General features: G+C 73.4%; 16 protein-coding genes and 1 tRNA gene. 12 read left to right on the top strand and 5 right to left on the bottom strand.

The genetic code is table 11. The annotated features are described in order from the left end of the window. The first annotated feature begins 81 nt into the window (after positions 1–81). Positions 82–624 carry a GNAT family N-acetyltransferase gene (locus tag K304_RS0124375; protein WP_027765847.1) on the top strand — a complete coding sequence of 181 codons (543 nt, stop codon included), beginning with the start codon at positions 82–84 and terminating at the stop codon, positions 622–624. Between the two features lie 48 nt (positions 625–672). Here the strand turns inward: K304_RS0124375 and K304_RS0124370 are convergent, their stop codons facing one another. After that, complete coding sequence (locus K304_RS0124370) at positions 673–1875, bottom strand: winged helix DNA-binding domain-containing protein (protein WP_027765846.1); 1203 nt, start codon at positions 1873–1875, stop codon at positions 673–675. A 200-nt stretch (positions 1876–2075) separates the two neighbouring features. On the opposite strand from K304_RS0124370, the gene K304_RS31060 reads away from it, so the two are divergent. From K304_RS31060 to K304_RS0124355, 3 genes are all read left to right on the top strand, one after another. Next, entirely contained in the window at positions 2076–2741 is a 666-nt protein-coding gene (locus K304_RS31060; protein ID WP_037791565.1) for a TetR/AcrR family transcriptional regulator, read from the top strand. Positions 2742–2927: 186 nt separating this feature from the next. Beyond that, complete coding sequence (locus tag K304_RS0124360; protein ID WP_027765845.1) at positions 2928–4472, top strand: MFS transporter; 1545 nt, start codon at positions 2928–2930, stop codon at positions 4470–4472. Between the two features lie 230 nt (positions 4473–4702). Further along, on the top strand, positions 4703–6100 hold the full coding sequence (locus K304_RS0124355) for an FAD-dependent oxidoreductase (protein ID WP_199779679.1): 1398 nt from the start codon (positions 4703–4705) through the stop codon (positions 6098–6100). Between the two features lie 75 nt (positions 6101–6175). Here K304_RS0124355 and K304_RS0124350 read toward each other — a convergent pair whose 3' ends face one another. Both K304_RS0124350 and K304_RS0124345 read right to left on the bottom strand, forming a co-directional pair. Continuing rightward, complete coding sequence (locus K304_RS0124350) at positions 6176–6772, bottom strand: hypothetical protein (protein WP_158687420.1); 597 nt, start codon at positions 6770–6772, stop codon at positions 6176–6178. Between the two features lie 173 nt (positions 6773–6945). After that, positions 6946–7599: a VanZ family protein gene (locus K304_RS0124345; protein WP_486591792.1), complete on the bottom strand. Its 654-nt coding sequence runs from the start codon at positions 7597–7599 to the stop codon at positions 6946–6948. Positions 7600–8103: 504 nt separating this feature from the next. Here K304_RS0124345 and K304_RS0124340 point away from each other — a divergent pair. The 4 genes from K304_RS0124340 to K304_RS0124325 all read left to right on the top strand — a co-directional run bounded on the left by K304_RS0124340 (position 8104) and on the right by K304_RS0124325 (position 11629). Continuing rightward, positions 8104–9897, top strand: a complete 1794-nt coding sequence (locus K304_RS0124340; protein WP_027765841.1) for a glycoside hydrolase family 3 protein — start codon at positions 8104–8106, stop codon at positions 9895–9897. A 98-nt stretch (positions 9898–9995) separates the two neighbouring features. Next, positions 9996–10193: a hypothetical protein gene (locus tag K304_RS0124335; RefSeq protein WP_027765840.1), complete on the top strand. Its 198-nt coding sequence runs from the start codon at positions 9996–9998 to the stop codon at positions 10191–10193. 245 nt (positions 10194–10438) lie between these two features. After that, complete coding sequence (locus K304_RS0124330; protein ID WP_027765839.1) at positions 10439–10969, top strand: SPW repeat domain-containing protein; 531 nt, start codon at positions 10439–10441, stop codon at positions 10967–10969. Between the two features lie 159 nt (positions 10970–11128). Beyond that, positions 11129–11629 (top strand): MarR family transcriptional regulator, encoded by a 501-nt coding sequence (locus K304_RS0124325; RefSeq protein WP_027765838.1) that lies wholly within the window; start codon positions 11129–11131, stop codon positions 11627–11629. 16 nt (positions 11630–11645) lie between these two features. On the opposite strand, the gene K304_RS0124320 is transcribed toward K304_RS0124325, so the two are convergent. Then, positions 11646–12530, bottom strand: a complete 885-nt coding sequence (locus tag K304_RS0124320; RefSeq protein WP_027765837.1) for an RNA polymerase sigma factor SigF — start codon at positions 12528–12530, stop codon at positions 11646–11648. A gap of 243 nt (positions 12531–12773) precedes the next feature. Between K304_RS0124320 and K304_RS0124315 the strand changes: the two genes are divergently transcribed. Next, the gene (locus tag K304_RS0124315; RefSeq protein WP_027765836.1) at positions 12774–13277 is read left to right on the top strand and encodes a MarR family transcriptional regulator; all 504 of its coding nucleotides are present in this window, start codon (positions 12774–12776) and stop codon (positions 13275–13277) included. A 40-nt stretch (positions 13278–13317) separates the two neighbouring features. Here the strand turns inward: K304_RS0124315 and K304_RS0124310 are convergent, their stop codons facing one another. Beyond that, positions 13318–14490 carry a SpoIIE family protein phosphatase gene (locus tag K304_RS0124310; RefSeq protein WP_037791562.1) on the bottom strand — a complete coding sequence of 391 codons (1173 nt, stop codon included), beginning with the start codon at positions 14488–14490 and terminating at the stop codon, positions 13318–13320. A gap of 352 nt (positions 14491–14842) precedes the next feature. Between K304_RS0124310 and K304_RS0124305 the strand changes: the two genes are divergently transcribed. The 3 genes from K304_RS0124305 (at position 14843) to K304_RS0124290 (ending at position 16025) form a co-directional block, all read left to right on the top strand. Next, positions 14843–15085: a DUF6411 family protein gene (locus K304_RS0124305; protein WP_027765834.1), complete on the top strand. Its 243-nt coding sequence runs from the start codon at positions 14843–14845 to the stop codon at positions 15083–15085. A 122-nt stretch (positions 15086–15207) separates the two neighbouring features. Then, positions 15208–15283, top strand: a tRNA-Arg gene (locus tag K304_RS0124300). 394 nt (positions 15284–15677) lie between these two features. Further along, the gene (locus tag K304_RS0124290) at positions 15678–16025 is read left to right on the top strand and encodes a hypothetical protein (protein WP_486591791.1); all 348 of its coding nucleotides are present in this window, start codon (positions 15678–15680) and stop codon (positions 16023–16025) included. The last annotated feature ends 189 nt before the right edge of the window (positions 16026–16214 follow it).

The raw sequence follows: 16214 nt of genomic DNA, 5'->3' as shown, positions 1-16214 counted from the left end.
GAATCAGGACAGAATTCCCACAACGCGCATCATTTTTCCGATCATGCAGTACCCTGCCTCGCCACACAGAAGGGAGATCCGGTGACACAGGGCTCCGACATCCTGGTCAGGGCGGCGGACGAGAGCGACCTCGAAGCGCTCACGGACCTCTACAACCACTACGTCCGCGAGACCGCGATCACCTTCGACACCGCGCCCTTCAGCCCCGAGCAACGTCGGTCGTGGCTGCTGTCCCACCGTAAGGACGGCCCACACCGTCTCCTGGTTGCCCGGCACCGCGATGGTCATGCACCGGACAGACCGGGGGCGCCCGGGCGGCTGCTCGGGTACGCCCACAGCAGCCCCTTCAAGCCCAAGGCGGCGTATGCCACCTCGATCGAGTGCTCGGTCTACGTCGCCCCGGACGCGGGCGGGCGGGGGCTCGGCACCCTGCTGTACCAGCACCTCTTCGAGGTGCTGGAGGGCGAGGACCTGCACCGGGCGTACGCGGGGATCACGGTGCCCAACGAGGCGTCCGTCCGGCTGCACCGGCGGTTCGGCTTCGAACGGTGCGGGCTCTACCGTGAGGCCGGCCGCAAGTTCGGCCGCTACCACGACGTGGAGCGCTTCGAGAAGGTGCTGTAGGCCCCGCCGCGCCGGTCACCGGCCCGGTCGGCGCGCCCGGCGGGCTGCTCAGCCGTGGGTCAGTTCGCGGGCCAGCGGGGTGGGGAAGGCGGGCACGAAACGCGCCTCGCCCAGCCATCCCTGCAGTCGGGCGGCCTCGGCCTCGACCGCGGCGGCCGCCTCGGCACCCCGGTCGGCCAGGAGCCGCCAGACCACCTCGCCGTCGGGCCGGCAGGCCCAGCCGCCGACGATCTCGCCGTTCCACCAGACCGTCGGCCCGGCGTTGCCGTTGGTGTCGAAATGCAGCGACCGGTGCCCGGGGTCGAGGTACCAGTCGCGGTGCTTCCAGCCCATGGTGGTCGGGTCGAGGCCGGGCAGCAGTGCCGCCCACGGCTCCACTTCCCCCGCACCGGCACCGGCACCGGCACCGGCACCGGCACCGGCGAGAGTCTCGACGTCCTCGGGCAGCAGCCAGCCCTGCCCCTCAGCAAGCGCGACCTCGACGGCGCCGACGTCGGCCAGCGCCCGGCGTACGGCGGTGACCGTCCAGCCCGTCCACCACTTCACGTCGTCGGTGGTGCCCGGCCCGAAGGAGGCGAGCCAGCGACGCACCACCTCCGCCCTGGCCTCGGCGGGGTCCCTCGGGGCCATCTCCGGGGCGAGCCCGTAGCGGAACCGGCCGGAGGTCCAGCCGCCCAGGGGCCGCCCGCGGCGGACGCGGCCGTCCATCGCCAGCAGCCGCAGCACCCAGCCCCCGACGCGCTGCCGCGCCTCGTACCGCTTGCCCGGCGAAAGCGTGATCATCTCGCCGAGCAGGGGCGCCTGAGCCGAGATCTCGGTCGCGCCGGCCTCGCCGAGGCGCCGCAGCGCCGCCACGGCCTCCTCTTCGGCCGCGGCGAGCCGGGCGGCGTCCCACGGCGTGTCCGCGCCGCGGAGCAGACGCAGCAGCGACGCCCGCTCCCGGCGGGCGACGTCGAGGGTGGTGGAGAAGTGGTAGAGCGGCACGTCCTCGACCGGGACGACGAACAGGGTGCGGCGCATGCAGTGCATCCGCAGCAGCGTGCGGTCCTCGTAGAGCGCTCGCTCCACGTCGGCGAGGTCCGGCGCCGCGAGACGGGCGTAGGCGCTGAGGGTCACCGTGGCGGCGTCGGTGGCGTGCAGGGCGAGCAGGGCGCGGGTGACCTGCTCGGTCGTCGCGGCGCGGACGGAGGGGGCGAGCAGGTGGCGGCGGGCCAGGAGCGCACGGCGCTGGGCGAGGGTGGGTCGCAGCATGCGGCCAGCCTAGGAAGCTCCGCGGACGGTTCCGGTCCTCAAAGACCGCGAAGGACTTCGAGGAGCGTCGCCGCCGTGAAGCAGGTCACAGGACTCAACGGAAATAACCGGGGACCGCGTCCCCGTTTACACAGGCGTACCCAGAACCGGGGAGCACCTCTCCGGTTCCCGGCCCCGGGACGGAAGGAGCACAGCCCGCCATGACAGCCCCCGCACACGCCACGCGCGGCACCGGCGGCACCCGGCTGCGCGCCGACGCCGTACGGAACCGGGAGCGGATCGTCGACGCCGCCCGCGAGGCGTTCGTCCAGTACGGACCCGAGGCGCCACTCGACGAGATCGCCCGGGACGCCGGGGTGGGAAACGCCACGCTCTACCGGCACTTTCCCGACCGCGGCGCGCTGATCCACCACGTCGTCCGCACCGTCACCGAACGCATCGCGGACCGCGCGGCGGCCCTCGCGGCGGAGCCGGACACCTTCGATGCGCTCCGCCGCTTCGTCTTCGACGCGGCGGAGGAACGCATCGGCGCCCTCTGCCCCCTGCTCACCGACCACCTCGACCCGGACGACCCCGCACTCCGCACCGCGCGCAACCGGCTGGAGACCGCGGCCTCGCACCTGCTGGAACGGGCGCAGCGCGCCGGCACCCTGCGCCCGGACGTCGGTCTCGGCGACCTCATGCTCGCGCTGAGCCAGCTCGCCCGCCCGCTGCCCGGCACCAGCTGCCCGGAGATCCGCGGCTTCGTCCACCGCCACCTGCAGATCTTCCTCGACGGGCTGCGTGCGCCGGCCGGCTCCCCGCTGACCGGCACGCCGGCCGCCTTCGACGACCTGCGCAGTGCCGCATGCGGCCGGGCGACGTGATCCGTCGCGCCGGGCGATGAGTTCCCCGGCCCGGCCCCGTCCGTAGCCCTGCGCCCGTTCACGACCTCCGACCCGCCCGTCCGGCTCCCACTCCCTCCCACCACTCCCCCTCGCCACTCGCCACTCCTCCGCACCACCCGTTTCGCCTTCCTCCACTTCTCTCTCGCACCGTGAGGCGGCCCACCCATGCCTGATTCCCCCGGCACAGCCGATCGCACAGCCGATCCCCGGCGCTGGAAAGCGCTCACCTTCATAGCCCTCGCCCAGCTGATGGTCGTACTGGACGCGACCATCGTGAACATCGCGCTCCCGTCCGCCCAGACGGACCTCGGCATCTCGTCCGGCAGCCGGCAGTGGGTCATCACGGCCTACGCCCTCGCGTTCGGCGGTCTGCTGCTGTTCGGCGGCCGCGTCGCCGACCTGTGGGGCCGTCGGCGCACCTTCGTCACCGGCCTCATCGGTTTCGCCGCCGCCTCCGCCCTGGGCGGAGCCGCGGTGACGCCCGCGATGATGTTCGGCGCCCGCGCCCTCCAGGGCGTCTTCGGCGCCCTGCTGGCACCGGCCGCGCTGTCCCTGCTCGCCGTGATGTTCACCGACGGCCGGGAGCGGGCGAAGGCGTTCGGCATCTACGGCGCCATCGCCGGCGGCGGGGGCGCGATCGGCCTCATCCTCGGCGGGGTCCTCACCGAGTACCTCGACTGGCGCTGGACGTTCTACGTGAACATCCCCTTCGCCGCGATCGCCGCCCTCGGCGCGCTGGCCGTGATCCGCGAACCGTCCGCCGCCCGGAACCACTCCTCGCTGGACGTTCCCGGCGTGCTGCTCTCCACTCTGGGTCTGGTCTCGCTGGTCTACGGCTTCACCCGCGCCGAGTCGGACGGCTGGTCCGACGGCCTGACCGTCGCCCTCTTCGTCGCGTCGGCCGTGCTGCTCTCCACGTTCGCCTGGGTCGAGTCGAGGGTCCGTGCACCGCTGCTGCCGCTTCGCGTGGTCGCCGACCGCAACCGGGGCGGGGTCTACCTCTCGCTCGGCCTCGCGGTGATCGCGATGTTCGGCCTGTTCCTGTTCCTCACTTACTACCTCCAGGTGGTCAAGGGCTACTCGCCGGTCGAGACGGGGGTCGCGTTCCTGCCGATGATCGCGGGCATGATCACCGGTTCGACCCAGATCGGCGCCCGGCTGATGACCCGGGTGCGGCCGCGGCTGCTGATGGGCCCGGGCTTCCTCGTCGCCTCGCTCGGCATGCTGCTGCTGACCCAGCTCGAGACGGACAGCTCGTACGTGGCGCTGATCCTTCCCGCTCAGCTGCTGCTGGGCCTCGGCATGGGGACCGCGTTCATGCCCGCCATGTCGCTGGCCACCCTCGGGGTGCACGCCCAGGACTCCGGCGTGGCGTCCGCGATGGTCAACACCTCGCAGCAGGTCGGCGGAGCCATCGGCACCGCGCTGCTCAACACCATCGCGGCCGGCACCACCACCGCCTGGGTCGCCGACCACATCGCTGCCGCCGGCGCCTCGCCGCAGGCGCAGCAACTGGTGCGGCTCCAGGGCATGGTGGAGGGCTACACCACGGCCATCTGGTGGGCGGTGGGCATCCTGCTGACGTCCGCGACGCTCGCCGTCACGCTGGTCACCACCCGGGGCCAGGGCACGCCCGTCACCTCTTCCGACGAGCTCCGGAAGGACGACGGCTCCCCGGACGACGCCCCCGTCCTGGCCGCGATGCACTGACGCCCGCGCCGCGACCGCAGTCGAGGACCCGGCACCACCACGGGGGGGGCCGGGTCCTCCCGTGCGACGACGACCGGCGGCGGCACGTGCGACCCGCCCACTCGTACGCGAGCCGTAGCCGCTGACGGTCTGGGTACGCTGACCACGTCGGCAACGATCCCCAGCACGGGAGTGGTGATGAGCGTCGTGCCCGAGTCCACGCGGCCGTGCCCGCCCGCGGGCCGCTGCTGATGGCGGCCGAACGACTCGTCGTCGTCGGGGGCGACGCGGCCGGAATGGCCGCCGCGTCCCGCGCACGGCGTCTGCGGAAGACGGACGAACTGGAGATCGTCGCCTTCGAACGCGGCCGCTTCACCTCCTACTCGGCGTGCGGCATCCCGTACTGGATCGGCGGCGACGTCGACGAGCGGGACCATCTGATCGCCCGGACTCCGCAGGAGCACCGCGAGCGCGGCATCGACCTGCGGCTGCACACCGAGGTGACCGAGCTCGACCTGGACGGTCAGCGGGTCCGCACCCGCGACCGGGACGGGCGCGGGCAGTGGACGGGCTTCGACAAGCTGGTCCTCGCGACCGGCGCGCGCCCGCTGCGCCCCCCGCTGGACGGGATCGACGCGCCCGGTGTGCACGGCGTGCAGTCGCTGGAGGACGGCACCGCACTGTTCGAGGCGCTGGAGCAGCAGGAGTCCGGGGCACCGGCCGGGCGGCAGCCCCGGGCCGTGGTCGTCGGCGCCGGGTACATCGGCGTCGAGATGTCGGAGGCCCTGGTGCGCCGCGGCTACCGCGTCACCGTGCTGGACCGGGCCGAGCAGCCCATGACGACCCTCGACCCCGACATGGGTGCACTGGTGCGCGAGGCCATGTGCGGCATGGGCATGGACGTGCGCACCGGCGAGGCCGTCACCGGCGTCCTCACCGACGGCCGGGGACGCGCCCGCGCGGTCGCCACCGAGGAGGGCGAGTATCCGGCGGACGTCGTCGTGCTGGGTCTCGGTGTGCGGCCCGAGACCTCGCTCGCCGAGGCGGCCGGCCTGCCGCTGGGCGACTCCGGCGGGCTGCTGACCGACCCGACGATGCGGGTGCGCGGCCGGGCGGACGTGTGGGCCGGCGGCGACTGCGTCGAGGTGCTGGACCTGGTCTCCGGCCGCACCCGGCACATCGCGCTGGGCACGCACGCCAACAAGCACGGCCAGATCATCGGCGCCAACGTGGCGGGCGACTACGGCACGTTCCCGGGCGTGGTCGGCACGGCGGTGAGCAAGGTGTGCGACCTGGAGATCGCCCGTACCGGCCTGCTGGAACAGCAGGCGGACGAACTCGGCCTGCGCTGGGTCTCCACGACGGTCGAGGCCACCAGCCGCGCCGGATACTTCCCCGGCGCCGCTCCCATGCACGTGAAGATGCTCGCGGAGGTCCGGACGGGCCGCCTGCTGGGCGTGCAGATCGTCGGCCGGGAGGGTGCGGGCAAGCGCGTCGACATCGCCGCGGTGGCGCTCACCGCGCGGATGACGGTGGAGCAGATGACCGCGCTGGACCTGGGGTACGCGCCGCCGTTCTCCCCCGTGTGGGACCCGGTGCTGGTGGCGGCCCGCAAGGCGGTCTCCGACGTGCGGGCCCACGCCCTCTGACGGGCGACGATCCGGTCCGTTCCGGTGCGGGCCGCCGTGGAACGCTCCGCGTTCCCCGGCGGTGCTCGCGTCGTGTCAGCAGCCGTAGCCCTGCTCGCGTGCCCACTGGCACTGCGTCTCGCCGGACGTGGGCCCGCCGTCGTAGGCGCGCGGGTCCTTGTATCCGGGTCCGACCGGCTCGTGCGGCTCGAACACGCCGTCACCGTCGACGTCGCCGCCACCGGGCGTGACCTCGGCGCCCTCCGGCGTGGTGCACGCCGCCCGGTCCTCGGGCCGGGTGGTGCACTGCGCGGGTTCGTCGGCCGCCGGACCTCCGGGGCGGGCGGCGGGCTGCCCCGCGCCTCCCTGCGCTTCGACCGCAGCCCGGCGCGCCTGCTCCGCAGCCGCCCGTTCGGCGGCGTCGGCGGCGCCGGTGCGCGCGGCCTCGGCGGCGGCGCCGAGCTGGGCGTCCGCCTGCCGTTCCACAGCCAGCACGCCGGTCCGGGCGTCGGTCCACGCCGCCACGCCGGCGGCCCGCGAGACGCGGTCCGCGGACCCGTCGGCGGTGCCGCAGGAGGCCAGCCCGAGGGTCAGCACGAGGACGGCGAACGTCACGAGGGCCGCGGAAACCGGGACCGTACGGCGGCGGGGGCGCGCGGGCGGACGTCCGGTGGGGCCTGCTCTCGGGCTCATGGCGGCTCCCGGTGGTGCGTACGAGCGCGGCATTGACCATGGTAGGCCGGAGCGCGCCCCGGTGTACACGCATCGGCCCGGGGTGGCGGCCGGAGCGCGAACCCGGGAAGCAGCCGGAGGACGGCGGGCGACACGGGCGACGGCACTGCGGGATCCGTGCGCCGCCCGGTTGCTCAGTCCACGACCGGACGCCCCGTCATCCGCTGCCACCAGCGGCGGCGCGGCGGGTGAACGGCAAGACCCAGCCGGCGGCCGAGCAGCAGGTAGCCGAGGAGTGCACCGCTGCAGTTGAGGATCACGTCGTCGACGTCGAACGCCCGCCCGTTGATGAGCGCCCCCTGCACCAGTTCGACGAGGAGCATCACCACCGCCGTGGCCAGGGTGACGCGCAGGAGACCGCGGGCACGCGGGACCAGCACCGGCAGCAGCAGACCGAAGGGTATGCCCAGCACGATGTTGCCGCCGAGCTGCTTGACGGTGTCCTGGAACGCCGGCTGCGAGAGGTAGGCCTGGATGGAGGAGCCCGGTTCGAGGTTGGTGTGCGCGATGGACGCGGACGCCGCCGACGGCTCCAGCGTCAGCCGCGACAGCACGCCCGCGAAGGCGACCATCCCGGCGAACGCCAGCAGCATCGCCAGCACGCGCACGAACCCGGACGGGCCGCGGCGTTCGTCAGCGGAGCGCGACGCGGGCGCGCTCTTCGCGGCGTCCTGCTCCCGCTCCGTTTTCCGCTCCGCCCTCCACTTCGACGTCCGCTGCGCGGCGCCGCCGGTCTTCCCCGGCTCGTGTTCCCGGCCGGTCCACCAGCGGCGGAGACCGCCGGCCATTCCGGCCGCCCCCGTGGCCGTGCCGCCGGACGCCGGACGGCGCTTCGCGCCGGCCTTCGCACCTGTCGAGGCGCCCGACTTCCGGCCCGGCCTCGTCCTGGCGCCCGGGCGCGATCCGCCGCCCGCCTTCGCACGCCCGCCCTTGGCGGACTTCTTGGCGCTCGCGCCGCCGGCCCGGGCCTTCGCGGCGCCGGCTCTGCTCGGTTTGCTCTGTTCCGTGTTCGTGATGCGGGACAGGAACGTACGCACGTTCCGTCACCCCCCACTCGGGTTTCGGGGCTGTCTGGCAGTCCTTACCCCCGCCTTGGGGATGCATGCGCCATCCGCCGCGCCACTGGTCTGTACCACTAAAGGTCCGCGCGGCGTCTGGTACCCGCCCGCCCGGCGCTGCAACGATGTGCCGTCCTCGCAGTCCGTTTCGCCACCCGACCCGCACCACCCCAACCCCCCGAGTCCCAGGCCGTCAGGCCAACCGCCGCCCATGTGAGGAGCGTTCCGATTCCGATGCAGCAGCCCTCCCGTAGACAGACTCTGGCCGGCGCCGCCGGCGCCGTGGCCGCCCTCGGCATCGCGCAGACCGCCACCGCCGCGCCCACCGGCAGCGAGGCCGAACGCGCCGCGCAGCGGCGCGCGCACGGCCTGACCCGGCGCATGTCGCTGGAGGAGAAGGTCGGCCAGCTCTTCGTCGTCGAGGTCTACGGCCGGACCGCCGACACCGCACACCCCAGGAACCGCGAGCTGTACGGCGTCGACACGCCCGCCGAGGTGCTGGCCAAGTACCGGCCGGGCGGCGTCATCTACTTCGACGCCCGCCGCGGCCCGGACAACGTGCAGAACCCCCGGCAGATCGCCGGCCTCTCCAACGGCCTCCAGCGCGCCAGCCGCGTCCCGTTGCTCATCTCCGTCGACCAGGAGGGCGGCAGCGTCGTCTACCGCCTCACCGAGCCGGCGACGATGATGCCGGGCAACATGGCGCTGGCCGCGACCCGTTCGACCGGCGACGCGCACGACTCCGCGCGCGTGATCGGCACCGAACTCGCCGCCGTCGGCATCACGCAGAACTACGCACCGGTCGCCGACGTCAACATCAACCCGGAGAACCCGGTCATCGGCGTCCGCTCGTTCGGCTCCGACCCGGACCTGTGCTCCGACATGGTGGGCGCGGGCGTGCGCGGCTACCACCGGGGCGACGTCGCCAGCGCCGCCAAGCACTTCCCGGGCCACGGCGACACCGACACCGACTCGCACTACGGCCTGCCGGTCATCACGCACACCCGCGCGGAGCTGGACAGCATCGACCTGCCGCCGTTCCGCGCCGCGATCCGGCGCGGCGTGGACACCATCATGACCGCGCACATCGTCGTGCCGGCGCTCGACTCGAGCGGCGTCCCGGCGACCATGTCGCAGCCGATCATCACCGGCCTGCTCCGCGAGGAACTCGGCTTCGACGGCCTGATCGTCACCGACGCGCTCGACATGCGCGGCGCCTCCGACGACTTCCCGCCGGACGTCGCGCCCGTGCGCGCCCTCCAGGCCGGCTGCGACCAACTGGTGCTCGCCCCCGACCTGGACACCGCCTTCGCCGCGGTGCTGGACGCCGTGCGGTCCGGCGAGATCTCCGAGGACCGCATCGACGCCTCGCTGCGCCGGGTACTGCTGCACAAGCTGCGGCGCGGCCTGTTCGGCAACCCGTACGTCAGCGAGGGCCGCGCCGAACGCGTCGTCGGACGCCGTCGCCACCTGTCCACCGCCCGCGAGATCACGGACCACAGCATCACCCTGGTCCGCAACGAGGGCGTGCTGCCGCTGTCGACCGGGACGCAGCGCTCGGTGCTGGTGGCCGGCTGGGGCGCCTCGACGACCACGACGCTCGCGGAGGCCGTGTCGGGGCACACCGGGCAGACCGCCACCGCGAAGGACACCGGCACCCGCCCGTCCGACGCGGTCATCGCCGAGACGGTCGCCGCGGCGGAGGACGCCGACCTGGTCGTCGTCACCGCCAACGCGGCCGCAGCCGGCAGCGAGGGCGGCGTCGCGCAGGCCAAGCTGGTCGAGGCGCTGCGCGCCACCGGCACCCCGGTCGTCGCGGTCGCGGTGCGGAACCCGTACGACATCCGCCGCTTCCCGGACGTGGGCGCCTACCTCGCCACCTACTCCTACGGCGCCCCGTCGCTGGACGCAGTGGCCCGCGCACTGTTCGGCAAGCTCGACCCGCGGGGCAAGCTGCCCGTCTCCATCCCCACCCTCGACGACCCCGACCAGGACCTCTACCCCTTCGGCCACGGCCTCCGGTACTGACGAGCCCCTCCGGCCACCCGACGTGAGCCCCGGCGTCCCCCGCGCCGGGGCTCACCCCTGTCGCGCCCTGTCGCGCCCCGACGCGCCACAATGCACCCATGACCCGTGACCGGCAGGACGACGCTCCCGAGCCCCGCCCGCCGCGTGCCGGCGCGCGGGAACCCGCCGACCAGGACCTCGGCGGCGAGCCGGCCTGCATGCTCGACCGGGTCTGCCCCGCGTGCGGCCGCCTCGCCGACGCCGCACCGCCCACCACGTGCCCCCGCTGCGGAGCCGCCGTCGGCGACGTGGCCTGATCCCGGGACCGCCCCACGCCGCGCCCGCCCCGCACGGGCCCGCCGTGCTCGACGGCGTGCGCAGCCCTCGCCTTCCCACTGTCCTCATCCCTGTCAGCGGTCCGTTTCGGGCGGATTCCGGAGGCTACCCGTGCCCTCCGCCCCGCGCGGCACGACCGGAATCGGTGCAGCCGGGGGTTCGGCACAGCCGGTCCGTACAGCCCGTCGTACAGCCGGTCCGTCAGCCGGGAAGGGAGCCACCCGACATGGCCACCGCCGCGCACCGCGCCCGCACCGTCACCGACCGCCACGGCCCGTCCGGGACCGGCCTCGCCCGCACCGATCACCCACGCACCGACCTCTCCCCCGCCGACCGCGCGCGTATCGACCGCGCCCGCCGCCTCGACGACCTGGCCGTGCGCGACCAGGCCACCGCCCTGCTGTGCGTCCCGGTGGCGTTCTGGTTGTGCATCGGCGCCTGGGCGGTCGGCTACGCGGAGACGCAGAAGGGTGGCCAGGCATACCTCAACGAGTCCGTGGTCGGCGTCCTGTTGCTGTTCCTCGCGCTCAGCCGCTTCCTGCGCCCGCTGCGGCAGCTCTTCGCCTCCGCCGGCATCGCGCTGCTCGGCGCGTGGCTGATCGTCTCCCCGTTCCTCTGGAACTACGGCGAACCCCCGAACGCGGCCGTCGGCGCCCCGCGGCTCGAGTGGGCCACCGGCGCGATCGTGCTGATCCTCGGCCTGGTCGGCTCCCTCTGGGCACGCAGCGCTCGCAGGTACGGTTACCGCCCCGGCTGAACCCCGCCGCCGCACGCGGCGCCACCGCACGCCCCGCCGCCGCAGCCCGCGCGCCACTCCCCACCGGCCGGTGCGCGGAGGGTCGGCTAGGGTGCGGGGACGGGGCCGGCGGTGTGAGGAACGCGTGCGCCGGAGACATGATCTTGGGAGTGGCAGGCTATGGGCGCGAGTTCCGCGGGCGGTTCCACGTCCCCCGCCGCCGCCCGGGTCGCCGTCGACGTCGTCGAACTGCTCGAGGTGCTCTGGGAGCAGGGCCGCAACGCCGTGCCGACCAAGCCCGTCTCACCGTCCCAGCTCCGCGTGCTCCACGTGCTCCAGCAGGAGGACGGCATCAACCTGCGCGGCCTCGGCGAACTGCTGGGCTCCGCCCCGCCGTCCGTCAGCCGGCTCTGCGACCGGCTGGAGGCCATGGGCCTCCTCGAACGCCACCCCAGCCCGGTCAGCCGGCGTGAACTCGAACTGCACCTGACCCGGCGCGCGGTGACGTACCTGGCCGAGCTGCGCACCCGCCGCGAGGACGCCCTGGAGGCCGTGCTGAGCCGCATGCCCGCCACGGAACGGCGGCGGCTGCTCGGCGGGCTGGAGAGCTTCGCCACCGCCGCCCGCTCCGCCGGCACCGGGCGCCGCAGCACGCCGGACGACGAAGCCCGCCCGGCCTGACGGCGCCGCCCTGCGGTCAGGCGTCGTCCTCGTTGACGGCGGTACGGAGGCGCTTGAGGCAGGCGGAGAGCAGACGCGACACGTGCATCTGCGAGATGCCCAGGCGCTCCCCGATCTGGGACTGGGTGAGCTCCTCGCCGAAGCGCAGTTCCAGTATCCGGCGGTCGCGGTCGCCGAGTTCGGCGAGCAGCGGACGCACCGCCTCGAATCCCTCGACGGCGTCGAAGGCGGGGTCGCACGCACCGAGCCGGTCGCCCAGGCTGTGGCCGTCGGCCTCGTCGCGGTCGCTCAGCGCGCCGTCCAGGGACTCGGCGGAGTACCCGTTGGCCGCGACCTGCCCCTCGACGACCTCCTCCACCGTGATGCCGAGGTGGCCCGCGACCTCCTCCGCCGAGGCGGGGCGCCCCAGTTCGGCGAGCAGTTCCTCGTTCGCCATGGCCAGCCGGATGCGCAGCTCCTGGAGCCGGCGCGGCACGTGCACGGCCCAGGTGGTGTCGCGGAAGAAGCGCCGCATCTCGCCGGTGATGTACGGCACCGCGTACGAGGTGAACTCCACTCCCCGGTCGAGGTCGAACCGGTCGATGGCCTTGATCAGTCCGATGGTGCCGACCTGGACGATGTCCTCCTCCGACTGGTGGCGGTGCCGGAAGCGGCCCGCCGCGTAGCGGACGAGCGTCAGGTTCATCTCGATGAGGGTGTTGCGCGCGTACTGGTACTCGGGCGTGCCCTCCTCCAGGGTCCGGAGGCGCCGGAAGAACAGAACGGACAACTCGCGTGCGTCGCGCGGGGCCACGGCGCCGGGTTCGGCGACGTGCGGCAGACCCGTCACGGCGGGCTCGTCCGCGCGTGCGACGCTGGGGCCGGCCTCGACGGCGGAGGGGACTCGCGTTGCGGTGCTCATTCGACACTCTCCGAAAGACAACTGTTGTCATCAGGCATGGAGGAATGTGCCCGGCCGGGCGGCGTCTACACCTGCCGCCACCGACTTCCACGCCTCACGGCCGGCCGGATGCACGTGTGGCGGGGGAGATTGCGGGCAAATAGAGGCCTGAGAGACCGGGACGCGGCATCTTCCCCGTCCCCGCAGGCCCGTGAGGCCGACCTCCTCGCGGGCGGACGACGGATCACGTGGAGTGGCACAGTTATGGGCGCGCCTTCTTTCTCGCCGCAGCCGTCCTCCGCCGCCGCACGGGCTGCGGCGGAGGCCATCGAGATGCTGGAGGTGCTGTGGGAGCGCGGCTTCGACGCCGCCTCGCCCGCGCCGGTCTCCGCGTTCCAGCTGCGCGTGCTGTACAGCCTGGACCGCGAAGAGGGCATCAACCTCCGCCGGCTCGGCGAACTGCTCGACTCGAGAGCGTCGTCGGTCAGCCGGCTGTGCGACCGCCTGGAGGCCACGGGCTACGTCGAGCGCAGGCCGAGCCCGGTCAGCAGGCGGGAACTGCAACTGCACCTCACCGGCAAGGCCCGCACCTACCTGACGGACCTGCGCGCCCGCCGCGAAGAGGCTCTGCTGAAGGTGCTCGACCGGATGCCCGCCCAGGCCCGGCGGGACCTCGCCCGCGGACTGGAGAGCTTCCGGTTCGCCGCGCGGGGAGAGCACACCCGCGCCGGAGAACGTCCGGGCACCGGGGACACCCGCCCGGCCTGAACAGCCGCAACAACGCCTCCCACCCCGCCGGTCCCGCACTTCACACCAGGGCGGGACGCCCGTGCCAGTCGAGGCAGACCACCAGCGCGTCGTCCTCCAGCGGACCCCGGCCCCGGTAGTCGGTCAGCTCGTGCAGCACCGCACGCGGCACCTGGTCCGCAGGGAGCAGGCGCGTGGCGGCGAGCGAACGCGCCAGGGCCCGCTCACCGTAGCCCGTTCCCCCGGGCGAGGGCGTGTCGTACACCCCGTCGCTGGTGATCAGGAGACGGTCCCCCGGCCGCACCCCGAAGCGTTCGGAGACGTAGGGCGTCTCCTCGAACATGCCCAGCGGCAACTGCGCCTCGAACGAGACCCGTTCGACCTTCCCCTCCCGCAGCCGCCACATCCGGGGCGAGCCCGCGTCCACGGCCGTCACCGCACCGGTGGCCAGGTCGAACTCCAGCAGCAGCACCGACAGGTACCGCTCGCCGTGGTGCTGCGCGTACAGCGCCTGGTCCGCCAGAGCGGCCTGGTCGGCGATGCCGAGCCCGGCGCGACGCGCGTTGCGCAGCGCGTTGACGGCGAGACTGGACAGCAGAGCGGCCTCGATGCCGTCGCCCATGCCGTTGGTCACGACGAGAGTCAGGCGGTCCCGCGACACCGACCAGTCGAAGTTGTCGCCGAAGATGGCGTACGCGGGCTCCAGATGACCGCCGAGCGCGAACTCCGGGCGGGCACAGGAGCGGCCGGGCAGCAGCTGCCACTGCATCTCGGCGGCAAGCGTGAGGCGGGACGTGCGGCGCGCCACCTGGAACAGGTCGGTGTCCCGCTCCGCGACCAGGATCTCGTGACCGAGGGCCGCGCAGACGTGCTGCATCTCCGGCAGCGCCGTCTCGCGGTACTGCTCCTCGGGCAGCGTGACGGACAGCACCCCCATCCGGTCGCCCCGGACGGTGACCGGCATGTGCACCGCGACCAGCCCCGGCGCCTGCCGGAGGACCAGCGGCTCCTGCGCGCCGAACACCCTCCCCTGCGGACTGTCGTGCAGGGGCAGCGGCTCCACGGGCAGCGGGCCGAACTCGACGGACTGGAGCGACTTCATGCCGTAGTCGGCGATGCGCAGCTCGACACCGGTGGCGCCGTACTGGTCCTTCATGGCCGCCGTCACGACGTCCAGCAGCTGATGCGGGGCGGCATCGCGCAGCGCACGCTCCACGGCGGGGATACCGACCACTTCGTTCGGCTTCCTTCTGTTTGTGGTGAGCCTTCCCCTTCACCGTACCGCCGGGTCGGTCACTTGTCCTGGGACAATGATGCCCCCCGCACGTGAGCTTGCCGACACCTCATCCCTCCGCCGCACACCCGCCGGCCACCCGCATCCTCCACCCGTCGAGCCGCACAGTCCTCGCCTGGCCCGCGCACGCCCGACCCGGATCCCCCGCACCACCCGCCCCCCGCAGGGGACTTGCCCCCGCCCCTCCCAGCCCGTCGGCGCATGACCACCCCCGCAACGGGAACCCGGGCCCCACGAGCCGCCCCGCCCTCCGCCGGACAGCAGGGGCGGCACCTCACGAAAGGAGAAGTCCATGACGGCCGTGGCCATCATCGCCGGATGTGTACTCCTGCTCGTCCTCGCCTTCCTTCTCCCCCGCCTCTCGCGGCACCCGGAGCGGGGCGCACACAAGACCCTCGGCGCAGGCTCCCGCACCGCGGGCAAGGCCCCCGGCCCCCTGGGCCGCCTCTTCAGCAAGCCCTTCCGCAGCAGCTCCCGCGCCCTGGGCCGCAGCGGCTCCGCCGGCCGCCGCGCCCGCGGCAAGATGCCCTTCTGATCCGTGCGGCCACGCGGGCTCCGTTCGATCACATCCGCTAGGCTGTCCCCGGAGCCCGGCGCCCCTGCGCCGAGACTCCCGGACGCACCCGGAGCGCGCCCCCCGGCCCGCTCCCCCGTCCCGCCTCCGTAGCTCAGGGGATAGAGCACCGCTCTCCTAAAGCGGGTGTCGCAGGTTCGAATCCTGCCGGGGGCACCAGCGGAAACGCCCCGGAGCGATCAAGCTCCGGGGCGTTCGACGTCCAGCTCTGACATCAACAGCGGCGGTCAGCTGTGGAGTCGATCAGAGCACGCGTGGACGCGCGCGGGGTATCCGCCTGCATCGCGGCCGCCGCTGCTCGTCAGGACGCCATGGACCGACTGCGCAGTTGGCCGGACGTCTCGAAGAAGAGCATGGCGCCGTGACGGACGACGAGCAGCAAGCAGCGCTGGACCGCATCGCCGCCATCGACCGTTGGCATGACGAGGAGCGGTCGAGTTCGGACGAGGCTGCGTGAGCCGCACCGCCCGAGCGAGACTGCACCGGCCAACGCCGACGCGTCTTCGTGTTCGGCTGTGAGGCGCTCTCCAAAGCGGTTCAGGGTGATCGGGAAGTGGCCGCGTTGATCAAGACAGCTCCGCGGCTCGACATCCCGATCGTCACCACGGCGCTCACAGCCTTGGAGGCATGGGACCCGCGTGAAACGTCGGGACAGGCACTGTGGAGCTGGACGCTGTCCCTGATCCGCGTCGTCCACACGGACGGGCAGGTGATCGCCATGGCGCGCGACATGCTCAAGGCGGCTGGCCTGCATGGGCACAAGTACGCCATCGAGGCCGTTCTGGCGGCTGTGGCCGGGCGGGAAGCCGCGCAGGGATCTCAGGCAACCGTCTTCACCTCCGACGCCGACGACGTGAATCAACTCCTCGGCGGACGCCCCGTGCGAGTCGAGAGGGTCTGAAGCGGCGCCGAGCGCACCGCAACCTCATTCCGAGCACGCCTCGAATCCCCGAGCATGCCCTCGCTGGACGACGACCCCAGGCACGCATCCGGCACACACGGACACGGGAAGCACCATGATCACGTGCGGACCAAGGGGGAGTGTTCCCGCTGTTCAGGCAGCCTTCGGCCCGCCTCCTGCCGGCATGCC

This window comes from Streptomyces sp. CNS606 (assembly GCF_000426325.1).
This window is presented reverse-complemented; position numbering and strand designations above follow the sequence as displayed.

Coding starts and splice junctions, on each gene's coding strand:
- K304_RS0124340 (WP_027765841.1), top strand. CDS start 8,104: ATGCAGCAGCCCTCCCGTAGACAGACTCTGGCCGGCGCCGCCGGCGCC.
- K304_RS0124335 (WP_027765840.1), top strand. CDS start 9,996: ATGACCCGTGACCGGCAGGACGACGCTCCCGAGCCCCGCCCGCCGCGT.
- K304_RS31060 (WP_037791565.1), top strand. CDS start 2,076: ATGACAGCCCCCGCACACGCCACGCGCGGCACCGGCGGCACCCGGCTG.
- K304_RS0124355 (WP_199779679.1), top strand. CDS start 4,703: ATGGCGGCCGAACGACTCGTCGTCGTCGGGGGCGACGCGGCCGGAATG.
- K304_RS0124370 (WP_027765846.1), bottom strand. CDS start 1,875: ATGCTGCGACCCACCCTCGCCCAGCGCCGTGCGCTCCTGGCCCGCCGC.
- K304_RS0124330 (WP_027765839.1), top strand. CDS start 10,439: ATGGCCACCGCCGCGCACCGCGCCCGCACCGTCACCGACCGCCACGGC.
- K304_RS0124345 (WP_486591792.1), bottom strand. CDS start 7,599: ATGGCCGGCGGTCTCCGCCGCTGGTGGACCGGCCGGGAACACGAGCCG.
- K304_RS0124315 (WP_027765836.1), top strand. CDS start 12,774: ATGGGCGCGCCTTCTTTCTCGCCGCAGCCGTCCTCCGCCGCCGCACGG.
- K304_RS0124305 (WP_027765834.1), top strand. CDS start 14,843: ATGACGGCCGTGGCCATCATCGCCGGATGTGTACTCCTGCTCGTCCTC.
- K304_RS0124320 (WP_027765837.1), bottom strand. CDS start 12,530: ATGAGCACCGCAACGCGAGTCCCCTCCGCCGTCGAGGCCGGCCCCAGC.
- K304_RS0124360 (WP_027765845.1), top strand. CDS start 2,928: ATGCCTGATTCCCCCGGCACAGCCGATCGCACAGCCGATCCCCGGCGC.
- K304_RS0124325 (WP_027765838.1), top strand. CDS start 11,129: ATGGGCGCGAGTTCCGCGGGCGGTTCCACGTCCCCCGCCGCCGCCCGG.
- K304_RS0124350 (WP_158687420.1), bottom strand. CDS start 6,772: ATGAGCCCGAGAGCAGGCCCCACCGGACGTCCGCCCGCGCGCCCCCGC.